The sequence below is a fragment of the Curtobacterium sp. WHRI 8282 genome (genome assembly GCF_040223925.2).
In the GTDB taxonomy this organism is placed as follows: Bacteria; Actinomycetota; Actinomycetes; order Actinomycetales; family Microbacteriaceae; genus Curtobacterium; species Curtobacterium flaccumfaciens.
In genome coordinates this window covers 291,848-310,196 of record NZ_JBEHCD020000004.1, presented here as the reverse complement: position 1 = coordinate 310,196, position 18,349 = coordinate 291,848, and the positions used below count along the sequence as shown (strand labels likewise).

Genomic DNA, 18,349 nt, shown 5'->3' with positions numbered 1-18,349 from the left:
TCCGAACAGGGCATCTGTGGACGAGGCGGTCTCAACGTGGCCGCTGTGGACGAGGAACCGCGTCGCGAGTTCACGCGCTCAGCGACACCTCACGGGGGACGGCGCGCGTGAGGAGTCGGTGAGCACGCGAGGTCGGCGCGGCGGGCGCGGCGCGGCGGCGCGTCAGCGCAGGGTGCTGTGGCGGCGGCCGTAGGCCAGGTAGAGCAGGGCGCCGGCGACCATCCAGATGCCGAAGGCGATCCAGGTGGTGGCGCCGAGGAACACCGCGAGCAGCACGCAGCTCAGGGTGCCGAGGATCGGCACGACGGGGAACAGCGGCACCCGGTACGAGCGCTCCAGGTCGGGCTGCGAGCGGCGGAGCACGATGACGGACACGTTCACCAGGGCGAAGGCGACGAGGGTGCCGATGCTCGTGGCGTCGGCGAGTTCACCGAGGGGCACGAGCGCGGCGACGATCGTCACGGCGATGCCGATGATGAGCGTGTTCGCGATCGGGGTGCCGGTGCGACGGGAGACCCGCCCGAAGACCTTCGGTACCAGGCCGTCGCGGGACATCGTGAGCAGGATGCGGGTCTGGCCGTACAGGACGGTGAGGACGACGCTGGCGATGGCGACGACGGCGCCGATCGAGAACACGAGGGCGACGAGCGGCTGCCCCGTGACGTCGACGACGATGCGGACGAGTGACGCTTCGGACGACGAGAACGCGGTCCACGAGCGGGCCCCGACGGCGGCGATCGCGACGAGGATGTACAGCGCGGTGATGAGCGCGATCGAGCCGATGATCGCCCGGGGCAGGTCGCGGCGGGGGTTCTTCGCCTCTTCACCGGCGGTCGAGGCGGCGTCGAAGCCGATGTACGAGAAGAACAGCCGTGATGCGGCGGCGGTGACCCCGGCGGCGCCCATCGGGGCCAGCGGCTGGAAGTTCTGCGCCCGGAAGGCCGTGAACGCCACGATGACGAAGAAGACCAGCAGGGCGATCTTCACGATCACCATGACCGTGTTCACCCAGGCGCTCTCGCGGGCACCGGGCAGCAGCACGACGGTGGCGAGCAGGACCAGCACCGCCGCGGGCAGGTTGACCACGCCGCCGTCGACCGGGGGAGCGGCGAGCGCGGTGGGCAGGTGCAGGCCGAACACACGGAGGGTCTCGTCGACGTACTCGCTGGCACCCACCGCGACCGCGGCCACCGAGACGGCGTACTCGAGCACGAGGCACCAGCCGCAGATCCAGGCGATGCCCTCGCCCATCGTGGCGTACGTGTACGAGTAGCTGGACCCCGAGGTCGGGACGGCGCCCGCCATCTCGGCGTAGGACAGCGCGGACAGCAACGCGGCGATCCCGGCGACGACGAACGAGATCCAGACGGCGGGACCGGCGAGCGGGACCGCGGTGCCGAGGACGACCAGGATGCCGGTGCCGAGCGTGGCCCCGACGCTGATCATCGTCAGCTGCCAGACCCCGAGCGACCGACGGAGCGGTTCACCGTTGACACCACGGGAGGCTTCGGCCTGCAGCTGCTCGATCGGCTTGCGGCGGGCGAGCTGCGCCCCCAGGGACGTGGGACGTGACGGCGCGGACGACATGGGACCTCGGTGGTGCGGGGACGGGGACGGCACATGCTCGCACGCCCCCTGAACGGGGTCAAATACTGCAGTGCTGTGGAGCGGGCGGTCGATGTCCGAGCGCGGGGCTACGGTGGCTCCATGAGCATGGGACACGGCGGGCGAGGCGGCGGTCCGCGCGGGGGTGGGCGCATCTCGAGCGGCGACTTCCGCGCGCAGAAGGCCGCCAACGCCGAGGCGCCGAGGATCCCGCACCTGGTCCGGCGCATCGCCGCGCTGTTCGAGCCGCACCGTCGGGCGATCGTGCTCACGGTCGTCCTCGTGCTGATCGGTGCGGCCATCTCGGTCGTGCCGCCACTGCTCACCCAGCAGGCGTTCGACCGTGGGCTGTTCCCGCCGTCGGGCCGCCCGGACGTCCCGGTGCTGATCGAGCTCGTGTCCGCGATGGTCCTGCTCTGGATCGCGAGCGCCGGGGTCGGCGTCTGGCAGACGTACCTGACCGCGACGGTCGGCAACAAGGTCATGGGTGCGATGCGGATGCGCCTGTTCGCGCACCTGCAGCGGATGGAACTCGCGTTCTTCACCCGCACCAAGACCGGCGTCATCCAGTCCCGCCTGCAGAACGACGTGGGCGGCGTGGCGAGCGTGCTGAACAACACGATCTCGTCGGTGCTCGGCAACACCGTGACCGTGATCGCCGCCGTGGTCGCGATGCTCCTGCTGAGCTGGCAGATGACGCTGGTCGCCGTCGTCCTGCTGCCGCTGCTCGTGATCGCGCAGCGCCGCGTCGGCCAGGTCCGGGCCCGCATCGCCGCGCAGACGCAGGAGTCGCTGTCCGACATGACGGCCATCACGCAAGAGGCGCTGAGCGTCTCCGGCATCCTGCTCGCGAAGAGCTTCAACCAGCAGGCCAGCGAGACCCGCCGCTACGGGGACGAGAACCGCAACCAGATCACCCTGCAGGTGCGCCAGCAGATGTCCGGGCAGTGGTTCTTCGCGATCGTGCAGATCTTCCTGTCGATCATCCCGGCGATCATCTACGTCGTCGCCGCGTACCTGATCATCGGCGACGTCCCGATCACGGCCGGGACGATCGTCGCGTTCACGACGGTGCAGTCCCGGCTCCTGTTCCCGACGGTCGGGCTGCTGCGCGTGGTCCTCGACCTGCAGACCTCCGGTGCGCTCTTCGCCCGCATCTTCGAGTACTTCGACCTCAAGCCGGCCATCACGGACTCGCCGACCGCCCGGCCCGTGGACGAGTCGAAGGTCGGCCACGTCGCCTTCGACGACGTCGTCTTCACCTACCCCGACGGCGAAGCCGACAAGCCGACCCTGCGCGGGGTGTCGTTCGAGCTGCGCCCCGGGCAGTTCGCGGCCTTCGTCGGTCCCTCCGGCGCGGGCAAGACGACGGTGTCCTACCTGGTGCCCCGGCTGTACGAGGCGACCGAAGGATCGGTACGGTTCGCCGGGCAGGACGTCCGCGACCTGGTGCACGAGGACCTGATGCGGCACGTCGGCATCGTCAGCCAGGAGACGTACCTGTTCCACGCCACGATCGGTGAGAACCTGCGGTACGCCAAGCCCGACGCCACCGACGACGAGCTCGAGCGTGCGGCCCGTGCGGCGAACATCCACGACACGATCGCGTCGTTCCCGGACGGCTACGACACCGTCGTGGGGGAGCGCGGCTACCGCCTGTCCGGTGGTGAGAAGCAGCGCATCGCCATCGCCCGGGTCATGCTGAAGGACCCGCCGGTGCTCGTCCTCGACGAGGCCACCAGCGCGCTCGACTCCATCTCGGAGCACGTCGTGCAGACGGCGCTCGACACGGCGGCGGCCGGCCGGACCACCATCTCCATCGCGCACCGGCTGTCGACGATCCGCGACGCCGACGTCATCTTCGTCCTCGACCACGGCCAGATCGTCGAGCAGGGCACGCACGACGAACTCCTCGCCCTCGACGGCACGTACGCGCAGCTGCACCGACAGCAGAACTCGTCGGCGGACGTTGTCCGCCCCTGACGGTCGCGACCGGGCGCCGGACGCCGAGGCCCGTGGCGGCGTCCGCACGGGCCTCCCGTCCGGCGCGCAGCGCGACCAGGGCACGCCGTCCGCCGCGGGATCCCGGAGCGTTGTCCGCACACGACACATCCCAGCGGGACGCGGGGACCGCGTCCTAGACTCGACGGCGTGCGTTACGCGAACTCCGTCGTCGACCTCGTCGGCGACACCCCGCTCGTCAAGCTCAACCGGGTGACCGAGGGGGTGCGGGCGACCATCCTCGTGAAGGTCGAGTACCTGAACCCCGGTGGGTCGTCGAAGGACCGCATCGCCACCCGGATCATCGACGCGGCCGAGGCCTCTGGCGATCTGCGCCCCGGCGGCACCATCGTCGAACCGACCTCCGGCAACACCGGCGTCGGTCTGGCCCTGGTCGCACAGCAGCGCGGCTACCGGTGCGTCTTCGTGCTGCCCGACAAGGTCGGCGAGGACAAGCGCAACGTGCTGACGGCGTACGGCGCCGAGATCGTCGTGACCCCGACCGCGGTCGCGCCGGAGCACCCCGAGTCCTACTACTCGGTGTCGGACCGGCTCGTGCAGGAGATCCCCGGCGCCTACAAGCCGAACCAGTACGCGAACCCGAACGGTCCCCGCAGCCACTACGAGACCACCGGTCCGGAGATCTGGCGCGACACCGAGGGGCAGATCACCCACTTCGTCGCGGGCGTCGGCACCGGCGGCACGATCTCCGGCACCGGACGGTACCTGAAGGAGGCGTCCGACGGCGGCGTCCGAATCGTCGGGGCCGACCCCGAGGGCTCCGTCTACTCCGGCGGCACCGGTCGCCCGTACCTGGTCGAGGGCGTCGGCGAGGACTTCTGGCCGAGCGCGTACGACGCCGGCGTGCCGGACGAGATCATCGCCGTGTCGGACGCCGACTCCTTCGCGATGACCCGGCGCCTGGCGCGTGAAGAAGGACTGCTCGTCGGCGGCTCGAGCGGCATGGCCGTCGTCGCGGCACTCCGCGCGGCCCGTGACCTGACCGAGGACGACGTCGTCGTCGTGCTGCTGCCGGACGGCGGCCGCGGCTACCTCGGCAAGATCTTCAACGACCGGTGGATGCGCTCCTACGGCTTCGCCGAGACCGACGACGAGCGCACCGTCGGCTCGCTCATCGCCGGCAAGGACGGCCGCCTGCCCGACCTGGTGCACGCGCACCCGGCGGACACCGTGCGCGACGTCGTCGACATCATGACCAAGTACGGCGTCTCGCAGATGCCGGTGCTCAGCGCGGAGCCGCCCGTCGTCATCGGCGAGGTCGTCGGCGCCGTCGAGGAGAAGGCACTGCTCGAGCAGGTCTTCACCGGCACCGCGAAGATGTCGGACGCGCTCACCGGCTTCGTCGGCGACCCGCTGCCGCTCATCGGCGTCGGCGAGTCGGTCTCCGCGGCACGTCGTGCGCTCGAGTCGGCCGACGCGCTCCTCGTCGTCGAGGACGGCAAGCCCGTCACCGTGCTGACCCGGCACGACCTCCTCACCTACCTCTCCGAGTAAGGAACCACCGAGCATGACCGAGTTCAGCACCCGGGCCGTCCACGCCGGCCAGGAGCCCGACGAGACCACCGGCGCCGTCATCCCGCCGATCCACCTGACGTCGACGTACGTGCAGGACGGTGTCGGCGGCATGCGCAACGGCTACGAGTACTCGCGCGCCGGCAACCCGACGCGCGACTCGCTGCAGGTGCTCCTCGCCGACCTCGACGGGGGCGTCGCGGCGTCGTCGTTCGCCTCCGGGCTCGCCGCCGAGGACGCCCTGCTCCGCGCCGCACTGGTCCCCGGTGGCCGTGTCGTGATGGGCAACGACGTGTACGGCGGCACCCACCGCCTGGTGAGTCGGCTGCACGTTCCGTGGGGTGTCGAGCTCGTCGTCGTCGACATGAGCGACCTCGACCAGGTCCGCGCGGCACTGCAGGGGGCCCCGGCCACCACGGTGCTGTGGGTCGAGACGCCGACGAACCCGCTCATGAAGATCGCCGACATCGCCGCGCTCGCGACCCTCGGGCACGAGTCGGGCGCCCTGGTGGTCGTCGACAACACGTTCGCGTCGCCGTACCTGCAGCAGCCGCTGTCGCTCGGCGCCGACGTCGTCGTGTACTCGACCACGAAGTACCTCGGCGGACATTCCGACGTCGTCGGCGGAGCCGTCGTGCTCGCGGACGAGGAGCTCGCGGCGAAGGTGCAGTTCCTGCAGTTCGGCGCGGGTGCGATCTCGTCGCCGTTCGACGCCTACCTGACCACCCGTGGCATCAAGACGCTCGCGGTGCGGATGGAGCGGCACTCGCGGAACGCGCAGGCCGTCGCCGAGGCGCTCGTCGTCGCGCCCGGCGTTGAGCGCGTCTACTACCCGGGCCTGCCCGACCACCCGGGGCACGACGTCGCCGCCCGCCAGATGCGCGGCTTCGGCGGTATGCTCTCGGTCGCGCTGTCCGGCGGCGCCGAGGCCGCGAGGCGGTTCGCGGAGTCGACGGAGCTGTTCGCCCTGGCCGAGTCGCTCGGTGGCGTGGAGTCGCTCATCGGGTACCCGAGCGAGATGACGCACGCGTCGGTCAAGGGCACCGAGCTGGCCGTGCCGGAGAACGTCGTTCGGCTGTCGGTCGGCATCGAGGACGCCGGCGACCTGGTGGCGGACCTGGAGCAGGCGCTGACGCGCTGACGCGTGGCCCGGTGACGCGGACCGGTGACGCGGGACCGCTGACGCGGGACCGCTGCCACACCGTCACCCCTCGCCCCTACGATGTCGTAGGTGAGCACAACGGCGTCGCGGACCAGCCTGCTGAGCGGGCCGTACGCCCTCGCGACGATCGGCATGGTCGCGATCGTCGGCGTCGCGGCGTTCCAGAACCTGGCGATGACGACGATCATGCCGGTGATCAGCCGCGACCTCGACGGCGAGACCCTGTACGCGCTCGCCTTCGCCGCCCCGCTCGCCGCCGGGGTGCCGGGGATGGTGCTCGCCGGCAACTGGACCGATCGCGCCGGTGGCCGGATCGTGGCGTGGGTGTCGGCGGCGTTCTTCGCGGTGGGGACCGCCGTGGTCATGCTCGCGCCGACCATGGAGGTGTTCCTGGCCGGTCGGCTCATCGAGGGGTTCGGTGCCGGGGCCATCGACGTGGTGCTCTACGTGCTCGTCGCCCGGATCTTCCCCGCCGAGCTGCACGGACCGGTGTTCGCCGGGTTCGCCGCGGCCTGGGTCGTGCCGGCGTTGATCGGCCCCGCCCTGGCCGGCATCGTCACCGACACCTGGAACTGGCACTGGGTGTTCGCCGGGGCGCTGGCGATCGCGCTGGTCGCCTTCGCCCTGCTCGTGCCGACCCTCGGCCGGGTGCACGCTCCGGCCGCGTCGCTCCGCCCGCCGTGGCAGCGGCTCAGGATCGGCTGGTCGGTGGCCGCTGCCGTGTCGATCCTGCTGCTCAACGTCGCGCCCGACCTGAACCCGTGGGGCATGGTCGCGGCGGTGCTCGTCGGGTTGGTCGGCACCTGGTTCGCCCTGCGGCCGCTGCTGCCGACCGGCACGTTCCGGGCCGCGGCCGGGCTGCCGTCGGTCGTGCTGCTGCGCGGGCTCGTCGCCGCGTCGTTCTTCGGGAGCGAGGCGTACGTGCCGTTCCTGCTGCAGGCCGAACACGGGTTGTCACCGTCCGCTGCGGGGCTGGCCCTGACGGTGGCGGCACTCAGCTGGGCTGCTTCGAGCTGGGCGCACGGTCGTCTGGGGGAGCAGCGGCTCACCGCCCGTCGCACCTTCGGGGTCGGGCTGACGCTGGTGCTCGTCAGCCTGGTGACCGCGCTCGCGGTCGCGACGTTCGACCTGTCGTGGTGGGTGCTGGTCGCCGGCTGGTTCGTCGGTGGCGCGGGCATGGGCGCGATCTACCCGCGCGCCTCGATGCTGACCCTGCGGTTCTCCGGCGAGGGCGACGACGGCTTCGCGAGTTCTGCCCTGACGATCGCTGACGCCGCGGGCAGCGTGATCGGTCTCGCGGTGACCGGCCTGCTCTTCACCGCGACCGGTGGTGCCGACGGCACGGTGTCGTTCCCCCTGGTCTTCGCGGCGATGATCGGTTTCGCTGCGCTGGCGATCGCGGCCGTCCGACGGCTCGGCCCCGTGCCGGCGCCGGCGACGACGGCCCCGGTGGGCCCGGGCGGATCCGTCCCGTCGCGGACTCCGTCGTCGCACGGCCCGGCCGCCGGGTAGCGTGGCAGACCGGACCGAAGAGGAGACCCCGTGCTGCGCATCGTCGCCGTGACCGTCGCCCTGGCGGCGGCCCTGACCCTGGCCGGGTGCCAGGGCACGACGTCGGCTGCCCCCACACCGGTGCAGAGCACCGACCTGACGAGCTCCGACGGCGGTTTCGACCAGCAGGCCGTGATCGGTGTCGTCCTGCTCCACGACGACGCGGCCCTCGCCGACCGGCTCCGCACCGACCTGACCGACGCCGGGTTCCGGCCCGACGTCCGGGTCGCTCCGGCATCGGGCGCCGCGGCGTCACAGCAGACCGCGGTCGCCCAGCTCGTGCGCAAGGGCGCCAAGGCCCTGCTCGTGCACGCGGCCCGTCCGTCCGCCCTGACCGGTGTGATCCAGACCGCCCACGACGCCGGGGTCGTCGTGGTGTCCCTCGGCGACCTGCTGCCCGCCGCCGGCACCGGTGGGGACGGGGTCTCCGCCGACTACCGCGTGCCGTCGGAGGGCGACGACGCGGACGTCGCTGCCACCGCGGTCGAGGTCGTGCAGTCCCTGCAGCGCGGCGAGAAGCCGGAGACCGACCCGTCGGACGGCGACACGACCGACGCCGAGTAGGCACGCACAGCACGCACAGCACGCACAGCACGCACAGCACGCACAGCACGAGCAGCACGAGCACGGCAGCAGGCCAGCACCCACGCGCTCACGCGATCACACGACCGAAACGAACGGCCGGCTCAGCTCCACCACGCCGGGAACGACAGCGTGATCGTCTCCACCAGCGCCTTCCGCGACCGTCGGGGCCCCGCCAGCCAGGCCTCGATCGCCCCGACGAACCCCTGCGCCACGAACCCCGCGGCGACGTCGTCGAGCAGCTCGGGCCGGCGTGCGGGATCGAGCTCGCGGATGTGCAGGGCACTCGACACCGTGAAGTGCTCGACGAGCAGCCGGTGCAGCGACGCGTCGTTCGGGTCCGGCAGCGCCTTGCCGTAGATGTCGCGGTGCGTGGTCACGTGCTCGACGACGGCGTTGATGCCGCGCCGGGTGATGGCTGCGAGCTCGTCGGCTCCGGCGCCCCGGTCGGCGGCGGCTCGGCGCTCGTCGGCGTCGTCCTGCCGGATGCGGTCGAGTTCCGGCGTCAGGACGTCGGCGAGCAGCGACCCGGGGGAGACGGCGTGCGAGTAGAACGTGGCCCGGTTGATGCCGGCGGCACGCGTGACGTCGGCGACGGTGATCTCCGAGACCGGTCGGTCCGCGGCGAGTCGCAGGATCGCCTCGCGCAGCGCTGCAGTGGTGTGCAGGATCCGGGCATCCACCATGACGCCCACCCCCTTCTGATCCGCTTCACCCGGAAGGCCCCCGAGCAGTCCGACGCTACCGCATGGTCCGCGCGCGGCCGAGGGGCAGCACGAGCCGCTTCACGCGGGCGGCCGGCACCGGCGGCGCCGAGCACGCACCGGCGACCGTAGGATGGTTCCGCGGACGAATCGATTCGATCGACCCGCGATCACCCCCGCCCCCTCATCGTCGAAGGACTCCTGTCTCGTGACCGCGCCCGCCACCACCGGTTCGCTCCGGGTCGTCCTGCACCCGGGAGACTCGCTCTCCCGCGGGCAGCGACTCGTCTACGTCTTCGTCCTGGGCGCCCTCACGGCGCTCGGTCCGTTCACGATCGACCTGTACCTGCCGGCGTTCCCGGCGATCAAGGACCAGTTCAGCGTCACCGACGGCGCGGTCCAGCTGACGCTCACCGCGACGACGCTCGGCTTCGCCATCGGGCAGCTCCTGGTCGGTCCGTGGAGCGACAAGGTGGGTCGCCGGCTGCCGCTGATCATCGCGACGACGGTGCACATCGCCGCGTCGATCGGCGCCGCGACCGCGCCGGACATCGAGCTGCTCGCCGTGTTCCGCGTGCTGCAGGGCATGGGCGCCGCAGCCGGTGGTGTCGTCGCGATGGCGACGGTGCGTGACCTGTTCGGCGGAAAGCCGCTGGTGCGGATGCTGTCCCGCCTGGCGATGGTGAACGGCCTCGCGCCGATCCTCGCGCCGCTCATCGGGTCGCAGATGCTGCAGTTCACCAGCTGGCGCGGCATCTTCGTCTTCCTCGCCTGCTACGGCCTGGCGGTGGTGATCGCGTCGATCCTGCTCATCGTCGAGACCCTGCCGCCGGCCCGTCGGCACGAGGCCGGGCACTCCACCATCGGCCAGCGCTACAAGGCGCTGTTCTCCGACCGGATCTTCGTCGGCGTCGCACTCATCGGCGCCATGGTGTTCAGCGGGCTGTTCTCGTACCTCAGCGCGTCGCCGTTCCTGTTCCAGCAGGTCTACGGGCTCGACGCGCAGCAGTACGGGCTGCTCTTCGCCGTCAACTCGGTCGGGGTCGTCCTCGGTGTGCAGATCTCGTCGCGCCTCGCCCAGCGCGTCGGTCCGCAGTGGATCCTGGCGTGCTCCACCGCGACCCTGCTGCTGGCGTCGCTCGCGATCATCGTCCTCGACCAGCTCGGGGCCGGTCTGGTCGGCGTGCTGGTGCCGCTGTGGTTCTTCATCGCCGCGTGCGGGTTCTCGTTCCCGCTCGTCCAGGTCATCGGTCTCGCCGCCCACGGAAAAGAGGCGGGGACCGCCGCCTCGGTGCTCGGCGCCCTGAACTTCGGCGTCGCCGGGCTCATCTCGCCGGTCGTCGGTTGGCTCGGCATCACGACGGCCACCCCGATGGCGATGGTGATGGCGTCGACCGCCGCCGTCGCGATCCTGATGCTCTGGTTCGTGGTCCGCCCCCGGACGGTCCCCGCGCTCACGCACTGACGACCCGGACCGCCGCGCGCTCCGGTCTCTAGGCTGTGCCCATGAGCGACGCGACGGAGCGGGCACGGGCGGCTGCCGAGGCAGCGAGACAGGCCGCCGACGAGGCACGTCGGCTCGCCGACGAAGCGGCGCGGCGAGCCGATGGGCTCGCCGCCGCACTGGCGGTGGAGGAGCAGACGGAGCGCACCGCCGACGCGGAACCCGCGGTCGTCGGGTCCCCACCACCCACTGGCCTGGAGGCGCGGCTCACGCCCGACGCGGAGCCCGCCCCTGCGGCCGCACCGGCTCCGACCACCCCTGCCGCGGCGGCCGCACCGGCTCCGACCACCCCTGCCGCGGCGGTCGAGGCGACCGCCCCGGATCCGGTGGCGACGGCGGCGACCGGCGCCGCGCCTCCCGTCCGGGGTGGGACCGGACCGCTCGGATCGGACGCGGTCGCGGCGATCCGTGACGGCTACGCCGTCGACGGCGGTGCGATCGAACTCGGTGCACTGGTCAACGGCGCAGCGGTGCCTGAGGTGCAGGTCCGCATCCCGCTCGCGATGCTGAACCGGCACGGGCTGGTGGCCGGGGCGACCGGCACCGGCAAGACCCGCACGCTGCAGGTGCTCGCCGAGCAGATCGCGGCGAACGGGGTGCCGGTGTTCGCCGCCGACATCAAGGGCGACCTGTCGGGTCTGGCCGTCGCGGGGCAGGCGACCGACAAGCTGCTCGACCGCACCGCGGGCATCGGCCAGCAGTGGCAGGGCGTCGCGAGCCAGGCCGAGCTGTTCTCGCTGGGCGGGCAGGGTACGGGCGTGCCGATCCGTGCCACCGTCTCCGGGTTCGGGCCGCTGCTGCTGTCGAAGGTGCTCGGCCTGAACGACACGCAGGAGTCCTCGCTCGGCCTGGTGTTCCACTACGCGACGCAACAAGGTCTGGCGCTGGTGGACCTCGACGACCTGCGGAGCGTGCTGACGTTCCTGGTGAGCGAGCAGGGCAAGGGGGAACTCGCCGAGCTCGGGGGCCTGTCGAAGCAGACCGCGGGGGTGATCCTGCGCGAGCTCGTCACCTTCGCCGACCAGGGCGCCGACCGGTTCTTCGGGGCGCCCGAGATCGACACGCAGGTGTTCCTGCGGACGGCGGCGGACGGGCGGGGGATCGTCAGCCTGCTCGAGGTGCCCGGTGTGCAGGACCGGCCGGAGGTCTTCTCGACGTTCCTGATGTGGTTGCTGGCGGACCTGTTCAACGAGCTGCCCGAGGTCGGCGACCAGGACGAGCCGAAGCTCGTGTTCTTCCTGGACGAGGCGCACCTGTTGTTCAACGGGGCGTCGAAGGACTTCACCGAGCAGATCGTGCGGACCGTGCGGCTCATCCGGTCGAAGGGCGTCGGGGTCTTCTTCGTGACGCAGACCCCGAAGGACGTGCCGAACGACGTGCTGGCGCAGCTCGGGTCGCGCATCCAGCACCAGCTCCGCGCCCACACCCCGGACGACGCGAAGGCGCTCCGGGCGACGGTTTCGACCTACCCGACGAGTGACTACGACCTGGGCGAGGTCCTCACGTCGCTCGCGACCGGCGAGGCGATCGTCACGGTGATGAACGAGCGGGGCGCACCGACCCCCGTCGCGTGGACCCGGCTGCGCGCACCCCAGGGGTCGATGGACCCGATGCCGGCCGACGAGATGGCCGCGCGGGTGCAGGCCTCACCGCTCCTGTCGACCTACGGCACACGCGTCGATCCGGACTCGGCGCGCGAGGTGCTCGCGCGCCGGATGGAGGCGGCGGCCGCTGCAGCCGACGCCGCTGCCGCAGCCGACGAGGCAGCTGCCGCCGCGGCGGACGCATCGGCGGATGCCCAGCAGGAGTACGAGCGGCAGCAGCGGGAGTTCGAGCGGGCCGAGCGAGCGTCGGACGCCCGGCGGTCCGGTCGGTCCGGCGGCTCCGGTCGGTCGGGCGGGACGCAGCGGGCCGGGACGCGGCGATCCGGGACGCGTCGATCCGCGGGGGACCCGCTGTCGGACCTGCTCGGCTCCGGGCTGGGCGGGACCATCGCGAAGGAAGTGGTGCGCGGGATCTTCTCGACGCTGCGGCGTCGGCGCTGACCGGTGCCGCGCTGACCGGTGCCGTGCTGACCGGTGCCGTGCTGACGGGTGCCGTGCGGTGGCCGCTGGCCTTTGGCCGGTCCGCCGGTGGGTCAGGGGGCGTTGAGGCCGGCGAACTCGACGGCGAGCAACCCGCCGACGACCAGCACGACGAGGCCGCCGACGAGCAGGAACGCCGACCGCTGCTCGTACCAGGCGCGGCTCGTCGGGTAGCGCTTCGCGAAGGTGCGGGAGGAGACGGGCCGCGACTCTTCGACGACCTGCACGCCGAGCGCGTCGACCACCCGGTCGAGCCCGTCGTCGCCCCACACGTCGGCGCGGAGCCGGAAGAGGTGGGTGCCGGTCCGGTCGAACGCGACGAGTTCCCGCACGGTCCGGTCCACGGACGAGCCGAAGGTCGTGGCGAGCACCAGGCTGTGCACGCGGTCGCGGGGGATCCGACGGTGCGCCGTGAGGACGCCACGGATCGTCAGACCGTCGTCGTCGATCCCGATGAACGCGGTGTGCAGTCGGACGAACACGATGCCGACGGCCGCGGCCATCGCGACGACGATGCCGGCGAACACGGCCCACGTGCGGAACGGGAACGAGACCCAGACCAGGGCGACGGCGAGCGGCACGGCCGAGAAGGCGATGCTGAGCGCGGTGGAACGGACGAGGGACCGGCGCGGACGGAGGACCGTGTCGAAGACGGCGGGCCGCACGGGCACTGCGGGCACGGTGGTGTCCCCCATGGCGCGTCTCCTCGTCCCCTCGGGTGTTCCGGGCACGCTGACCAGCACGCCCTCCGAGCGACGCCCCTGCCGCTCGATGCACCGCGGTCGGCTCGTCCCGCAGCCGTTCGCTCGGCCAGCATAGGCGACCGACGGGTACCGGGGACAGCCCGTTCCACCCCTGGTCGGCGTTTCCCGGCCAACCGAGGGGGAACAGGGCACGCGCTCGTCCGCAGGGTGGGGGACCGATCGACTGTGGAACCACGAAGGACCCGCACCGATCGGTGCGGGTCCTTCGTGGGTGTTGCGGTCTTGCTCGCTGCGGAGAATGGGGGATTCGAACCCCCGAGGGCTTGCACCCAACACGCTTTCCAAGCGTGCGCCATAGGCCACTAGGCGAATTCTCCTGACACCGTCTCGCGACGGCGACACCCAATGGTACAGGTTCTCCGAGGTGCTCACGACCGCGTGTCGTCGGCGACGGTGCTCCCAGATGTCGTGACATGTGCGGCGACTACCCTGGGCCTCGTGTCGACCCGCATCTACATCACGTCAGCAGAAGGGCACACGGGCAAGAGCACCGTCGCCCTCGGTGTCCTCGAGACCCTCGCCCGGTCCGTCGGCCGCGTCGGCGTGTTCCGGCCCGTCGCCCGCTCGGTCGTCGAACCCGACTACGTGCTCGAGCTGCTGCTGCAGCACACGGCCGTCGGCATCTCGTACGACGATGCGGTCGGGGTCACCTACGACGACGTGCACGCCGACCCCGAGGCGGCCCTCGGCACCATCGTCACCCGGTTCGCCCAGGTCGAGCGGCAGTGCGACGCCGTCGTGGTGCTCGGGTCCGACTACACCGACGTGGGCAGCCCCACCGAGCTGTCCTTCAACGCGAAGGTCGCCGCGAACCTCGGCGCTCCGGTGCTCCTCGTGCTCGGTGGCCGCGACGCCGCCGAACGAGCGGCCCGCACGCCCGAGGGCATGGTGCAGGTGGCGGACGTCACGACGAGCGAGCTGCGGGCGGCACACGCGCAGCTGTTCGGCGTCGTGGTGAACCGTGCCGACCCGGACGCCCTCGCCGCCATCGTGACGAGCGTCGAGCAGGCCGTGCACGACGACCACCCCGACGTCCCGGTGTGGGCGATCCCCGAGGACCGTGTGCTCGTCGCCCCGACGGTCCGCGCCCTGCTGCAGGCCACCGGCGCCACCCTGGTCCGCGGTGACGACGCCCTGCTCGACCGTGAGGCCCTCGGTACCGTCGTCGCGGGCATGAGCATGGAGAACGTGCTGCCCCGGCTGATCGAGGGCGGCATCGTCGTCGTCCCCGGTGACCGGAGCGACGTCCTCATCGCCACGCTGCTCGCCAACCAGTCCGAGACGTTCCCGAGCCTGGCCGGCGTCATCCTGAACGGCGGGTTCGAGATCGCCCCGCAGGTGTCCCGGCTGCTCGAGGGCCTGTCGAGCTCGCTGCCGATCGCGCAGAACGACCTCGGCACCTACGACACCGCCCTCCGGATCACCCAGACCCGGGGCCGCCTGGCCGCCGACTCGCCCCGGAAGGCCGACCTCGCGCTCGCCCTGTTCGAGCAGCACGTCGACGCCGAGGCCCTGCGCGACCGCCTGCAGCTCGCTCCGTCCGGGGTCGTCACCCCGCTCATGTTCGAGCACGGCCTGCTCGACCGGGCGCGCAGCTACGGCAAGCGCATCGTCCTGCCCGAGGGCGAGGACGACCGCATCCTCCGCGCCGCCTCCACCCTGCTGCAGCGTCAGGTCTGCGAGCTGACGATCCTCGGCGACCCCGCCGCCATCCGCACGCGGGCGACCGAGCTCGGCCTCGACCTCGAGGCCGCGCAGCTCGTCTCGCCGTTCGACCCCGAGCTGCGTGAGCGCTTCGCCGAGGAGTACACCCGGCTCCGTGCCCACAAGGGGATGTCGATCGAGCTCGCCCGCGACACCGTCACCGACGTCTCGTACTTCGGCACGATGATGGTGCAGCTCGGGCTCGCCGACGGCATGGTGTCCGGCGCGAAGCACACCACGGCACACACCATCCGGCCGTCGTTCGAGATCATCAAGACCCGTCCGGACACCTCGATCGTGTCGAGCGTGTTCCTGATGGCGCTCGCCGACCGCGTGCTCGTCTACGGCGACTGCGCGGTGATCCCGGACCCGACGAGCGAGCAGCTCGCCGACATCGCGATCTCGTCCGCTGAGACCGCGACCCAGTTCGGCATCGACCCCCGCGTCGCGATGCTCAGCTACTCCACCGGCGACAGCGGCTCCGGTGCCGACGTCGACAAGGTGCGCGCCGGCACCGCGTTCGTGCGGGAACGGCGGCCCGACCTGCTCGTCGAGGGCCCGATCCAGTACGACGCCGCAGCCGACCCCACGGTCGCGTCGACGAAGATGCCGGACTCCCCGGTCGCCGGCCGCGCGACGGTGTTCATCTTCCCGGACCTCAACACCGGCAACAACACGTACAAGGCCGTGCAGCGCTCGGCCGGCGCCGTGGCGATCGGCCCGGTCCTGCAGGGCCTGCGCAAGCCGATCAACGACCTGTCGCGCGGCGCCCTGGTGGGCGACATCGTGAACACCGTCGCGATCACCGCGATCCAGGCCGGCACCGCGACCGACGCGGCCTGACCGCCCGACCCGCACCGCGCCTCCAGGCCCGACAGAAAGTGACCACCCCGTGACCGCAGCCCTCGTCGTCAACTCCGGCTCGAGTTCGTTCAAGTACCAGCTCATCGAACTCGAGGACGAGCGCACGCTCGCCTCCGGGCTCGTCGAGCGCATCGGCGAGTCCGCCGGGGCCTGGAAGCACACCAACGCGCTGACAGGGGAGTCGTCGTCGAACGACGCCGCGTCGGTGCCCGACCACGCAGCCGGGTTCCAGGCGATGATCGACGCGTTCGCGAAGGTGGGCCCGTCGTTCGACGAGCACCCGCCCGCCGTCGTCGGCCACCGCGTCGTGCACGGCGGCACCACCTTCGACCGCGCGACGGTCGTCACGGACCAGGTCGAGCAGCAGATCGAGGACCTCAACAGCCTCGCGCCGCTGCACAACCCCGCGAACCTCGAGGGGATCCGCGCCGCGAAGCAGGTCTTCTCGGACGTCCCGCACGTCGCCGTGTTCGACACCGCGTTCCACCAGACGATGCCGCCGCACGCGTACACGTACGCGATCCCCGCCGACCTGGCCGCCGAGTACGGGATCCGCCGCTACGGCATGCACGGCACCAGCCACAAGTACGTCTCCGAGCAGGCCGCGGAGTTCCTCGACCGGCCGCTCGCCGAGCTCAAGACGATCGTGCTGCACCTGGGCAACGGCGCCTCGGTCGCGGCGATCGACGGCGGGAAGTCCATCGAGACCTCGATGGGACTGACCCCGCTCGAGGGGCTCGTCATGGGCACCCGCTCCGGCGACCTCGACCCCGCGGTGCTCATCCACCTGCACCGCGAGGCCGGGATGACCTTCGACGAGCTCGACACCATGCTCAACAAGCGGTCCGGTCTGCTCGGCCTGACCGGCAACGGCGACATGCGGGACGTGCAGGACGCCGCCACCAAGGGCGACGAGCAGGCGGAGGCGGCGCTCGCCGTGTACCGCCACCGCATCCGTCGGTACGTGGGTGCCTACACGGCACAGCTCGGCGGGCTCGACGCGGTCGTGTTCACCGCGGGGGTCGGCGAGAACAACGCGCTGCTGCGGCGCCGCGTGCTCGCGGGGCTCGAGCACCTGGGCATCGAGATCGACCCGGACCGCAACGAGCTGGCGTCGCGCGACGCCCGCCGCATCTCCACCGACGGCTCACGGGTCGCGGTGCTCGTGATCCCGACGAACGAGGAGCTCGAGATCGCTCGGCAGTCGGCCGCGGTCGCGCTCTGACGCGTGGGGCGCGTGGGCGCGTGTCGCCTCGCGTCGGCGCGCCGGCAGGCTGCGGACGGGAGGCGCGGGGCGGGCTGGCTCCGTGCCTCCCGCCCGTCCCTGGGGCGCGTCCACCGCACGGTGCGGCCGGCGCCGACCGGTCAGGTCAGGGCGCCCAGCGCCGCCGGGATCGGGGTGTCGCCGCTGGTGACCTCGAACTGCACGCCGACCGCGGCGTCGTCGAGCAGGGCGTGCAGGACGACGGTCGCGACGTCCGCGCGAGGGATCGAGCCGCGCGGGACGGTCCGGCCGACGTGGACCGTGCCCTGCGGCGGCGTGTCGAGCAGACCGCCGGGACGCACGATCGTCCAGCGGAGGCGTCGGGCCCGCAGGTTCGCGTCCGCCTCGGCCTTCGCCCGCAGGTAGACCTGGAACACCGCGGCGTCGTCCTGCGCGGGCACGACGGCGAGCTCGGGGTCGTAGGTGTCGGCCGCCATCGCGGAGATCATCACGTAGCGCTCGATGCCGGCACGCTCGGCGGCGTCGGCGAGCAGGATCGCACCGTCACGGTCGACGGTGAGCTTCCGCTCGGCGCCGCTGTTCGGCCCGGCACCGGCGGCGAACACCACGGCATCGACACCGCGCAGGCGGAGCGCGAGGTCGTCGTCGCCGAGCTGCTCCAGGTCGGCGACGATCGCACGTGCCCCCTGTTGCTCGACGTCGGCCACGTGCGCGGGGTTGCGGACGATCGCGACGGCGTCGTGGCCGGCGTCGGTGATCTGGCGGGCGAGGAGCAGGGCGATCTGGCCGTGTCCTCCGGCGATGGCGATCTTCATGTGTTCGAGTCTGCCCGTCGCGTCCGGTAGACTTCTCGGCGGCTCCTCACGTGACGCCATCCAGGCCAACTCCCCCAGGGCGGAAACGCAGCAAGGGTAACCAGGCTCTGGCGGGTGCGTGAGGAGTCTTCTTCGTTCCGGGTCGAGTCAGCTCCCCGGTGTCGCCCCCCGTTCGGGAGGTCTCGCGTCCTTTTTCTTCGATGCTTGCGGACAGCTTCCTGATCATGTGTAAAGATCTGCCTCAGGAATCC

13 protein-coding genes, 1 tRNA gene and 1 other RNA gene are annotated in these 18,349 nt (G+C 71.8%); 10 read left to right on the top strand and 5 right to left on the bottom strand.

The window, feature by feature from the left end; translation table 11 throughout:
• Positions 1-162 precede the first annotated feature (162 nt).
• Positions 163-1,587: an amino acid permease gene (locus tag ABRP24_RS15280; RefSeq protein WP_301581167.1), complete on the bottom strand. Its 1,425-nt coding sequence runs from the start codon at positions 1,585-1,587 to the stop codon at positions 163-165.
• Between the two features lie 126 nt (positions 1,588-1,713).
• Here ABRP24_RS15280 and ABRP24_RS15275 point away from each other — a divergent pair, with 126 nt between their 5' ends.
• The 5 genes from ABRP24_RS15275 (at position 1,714) to ABRP24_RS15255 (ending at position 8,416) form a co-directional block, all read left to right on the top strand.
• Positions 1,714-3,588, top strand: a complete 1,875-nt coding sequence (locus tag ABRP24_RS15275) for an ABC transporter ATP-binding protein (protein ID WP_176709724.1) — start codon at positions 1,714-1,716, stop codon at positions 3,586-3,588.
• A gap of 168 nt (positions 3,589-3,756) precedes the next feature.
• Entirely contained in the window at positions 3,757-5,121 is a 1,365-nt protein-coding gene (locus ABRP24_RS15270; protein ID WP_027466384.1) for a cystathionine beta-synthase, read from the top strand.
• 13 nt (positions 5,122-5,134) lie between these two features.
• On the top strand, positions 5,135-6,280 hold the full coding sequence (locus ABRP24_RS15265) for a cystathionine gamma-synthase (RefSeq protein ID WP_301581169.1): 1,146 nt from the start codon (positions 5,135-5,137) through the stop codon (positions 6,278-6,280).
• A gap of 90 nt (positions 6,281-6,370) precedes the next feature.
• Positions 6,371-7,813, top strand: a complete 1,443-nt coding sequence (locus tag ABRP24_RS15260) for an MFS transporter (RefSeq protein ID WP_301581170.1) — start codon at positions 6,371-6,373, stop codon at positions 7,811-7,813.
• A gap of 30 nt (positions 7,814-7,843) precedes the next feature.
• Positions 7,844-8,416: a substrate-binding domain-containing protein gene (locus ABRP24_RS15255; protein ID WP_349849077.1), complete on the top strand. Its 573-nt coding sequence runs from the start codon at positions 7,844-7,846 to the stop codon at positions 8,414-8,416.
• A 122-nt stretch (positions 8,417-8,538) separates the two neighbouring features.
• Here the strand turns inward: ABRP24_RS15255 and ABRP24_RS15250 are convergent, their stop codons facing one another.
• A complete protein-coding gene (locus tag ABRP24_RS15250; RefSeq protein ID WP_139179218.1) occupies positions 8,539-9,120 on the bottom strand; it encodes a TetR/AcrR family transcriptional regulator in 582 nt (193 codons plus the stop codon).
• Positions 9,121-9,346: 226 nt separating this feature from the next.
• Between ABRP24_RS15250 and ABRP24_RS15245 the strand changes: the two genes are divergently transcribed.
• Both ABRP24_RS15245 and ABRP24_RS15240 read left to right on the top strand, forming a co-directional pair.
• The gene (locus tag ABRP24_RS15245) at positions 9,347-10,603 is read left to right on the top strand and encodes a multidrug effflux MFS transporter (RefSeq protein ID WP_051596893.1); all 1,257 of its coding nucleotides are present in this window, start codon (positions 9,347-9,349) and stop codon (positions 10,601-10,603) included.
• A 41-nt stretch (positions 10,604-10,644) separates the two neighbouring features.
• Positions 10,645-12,687, top strand: a complete 2,043-nt coding sequence (locus ABRP24_RS15240) for a helicase HerA-like domain-containing protein (RefSeq protein WP_349849074.1) — start codon at positions 10,645-10,647, stop codon at positions 12,685-12,687.
• Positions 12,688-12,779: 92 nt separating this feature from the next.
• On the opposite strand, the gene ABRP24_RS15235 is transcribed toward ABRP24_RS15240, so the two are convergent.
• The gene (locus ABRP24_RS15235) at positions 12,780-13,421 is read right to left on the bottom strand and encodes a hypothetical protein (RefSeq protein ID WP_027466388.1); all 642 of its coding nucleotides are present in this window, start codon (positions 13,419-13,421) and stop codon (positions 12,780-12,782) included.
• Positions 13,422-13,722: 301 nt separating this feature from the next.
• A tRNA-Ser gene (locus tag ABRP24_RS15230) sits at positions 13,723-13,807 on the bottom strand.
• Positions 13,808-13,928: 121 nt separating this feature from the next.
• Between ABRP24_RS15230 and pta the strand changes: the two genes are divergently transcribed.
• A complete protein-coding gene (gene pta, locus ABRP24_RS15225) occupies positions 13,929-16,037 on the top strand; it encodes a phosphate acetyltransferase (protein ID WP_349849072.1) in 2,109 nt (702 codons plus the stop codon).
• Between the two features lie 49 nt (positions 16,038-16,086).
• Complete coding sequence (locus ABRP24_RS15220) at positions 16,087-17,283, top strand: acetate/propionate family kinase (RefSeq protein WP_027466390.1); 1,197 nt, start codon at positions 16,087-16,089, stop codon at positions 17,281-17,283.
• Between the two features lie 140 nt (positions 17,284-17,423).
• Here the strand turns inward: ABRP24_RS15220 and ABRP24_RS15215 are convergent, their stop codons facing one another.
• A complete protein-coding gene (locus ABRP24_RS15215) occupies positions 17,424-18,098 on the bottom strand; it encodes an SDR family oxidoreductase (RefSeq protein WP_027466391.1) in 675 nt (224 codons plus the stop codon).
• Between the two features lie 37 nt (positions 18,099-18,135).
• On the opposite strand from ABRP24_RS15215, the gene ffs reads away from it, so the two are divergent.
• Positions 18,136-18,232: signal recognition particle sRNA small type (ffs, locus tag ABRP24_RS15210), an RNA gene on the top strand.
• Positions 18,233-18,349 lie beyond the last annotated feature (117 nt).

What these genes read in the sequence shown, in the direction of transcription:
- ABRP24_RS15235 (WP_027466388.1), bottom strand. Translation starts at nt 13,421, where the DNA reads ATGGGGGACACCACCGTGCCCGCAGTGCCCGTGCGGCCCGCCGTCTTC.
- ABRP24_RS15240 (WP_349849074.1), top strand. Translation starts at nt 10,645, where the DNA reads ATGAGCGACGCGACGGAGCGGGCACGGGCGGCTGCCGAGGCAGCGAGA.
- ABRP24_RS15250 (WP_139179218.1), bottom strand. Translation starts at nt 9,120, where the DNA reads ATGGTGGATGCCCGGATCCTGCACACCACTGCAGCGCTGCGCGAGGCG.
- ABRP24_RS15215 (WP_027466391.1), bottom strand. Translation starts at nt 18,098, where the DNA reads ATGAAGATCGCCATCGCCGGAGGACACGGCCAGATCGCCCTGCTCCTC.
- ABRP24_RS15275 (WP_176709724.1), top strand. Translation starts at nt 1,714, where the DNA reads ATGGGACACGGCGGGCGAGGCGGCGGTCCGCGCGGGGGTGGGCGCATC.
- ABRP24_RS15280 (WP_301581167.1), bottom strand. Translation starts at nt 1,587, where the DNA reads ATGTCGTCCGCGCCGTCACGTCCCACGTCCCTGGGGGCGCAGCTCGCC.
- ABRP24_RS15265 (WP_301581169.1), top strand. Translation starts at nt 5,135, where the DNA reads ATGACCGAGTTCAGCACCCGGGCCGTCCACGCCGGCCAGGAGCCCGAC.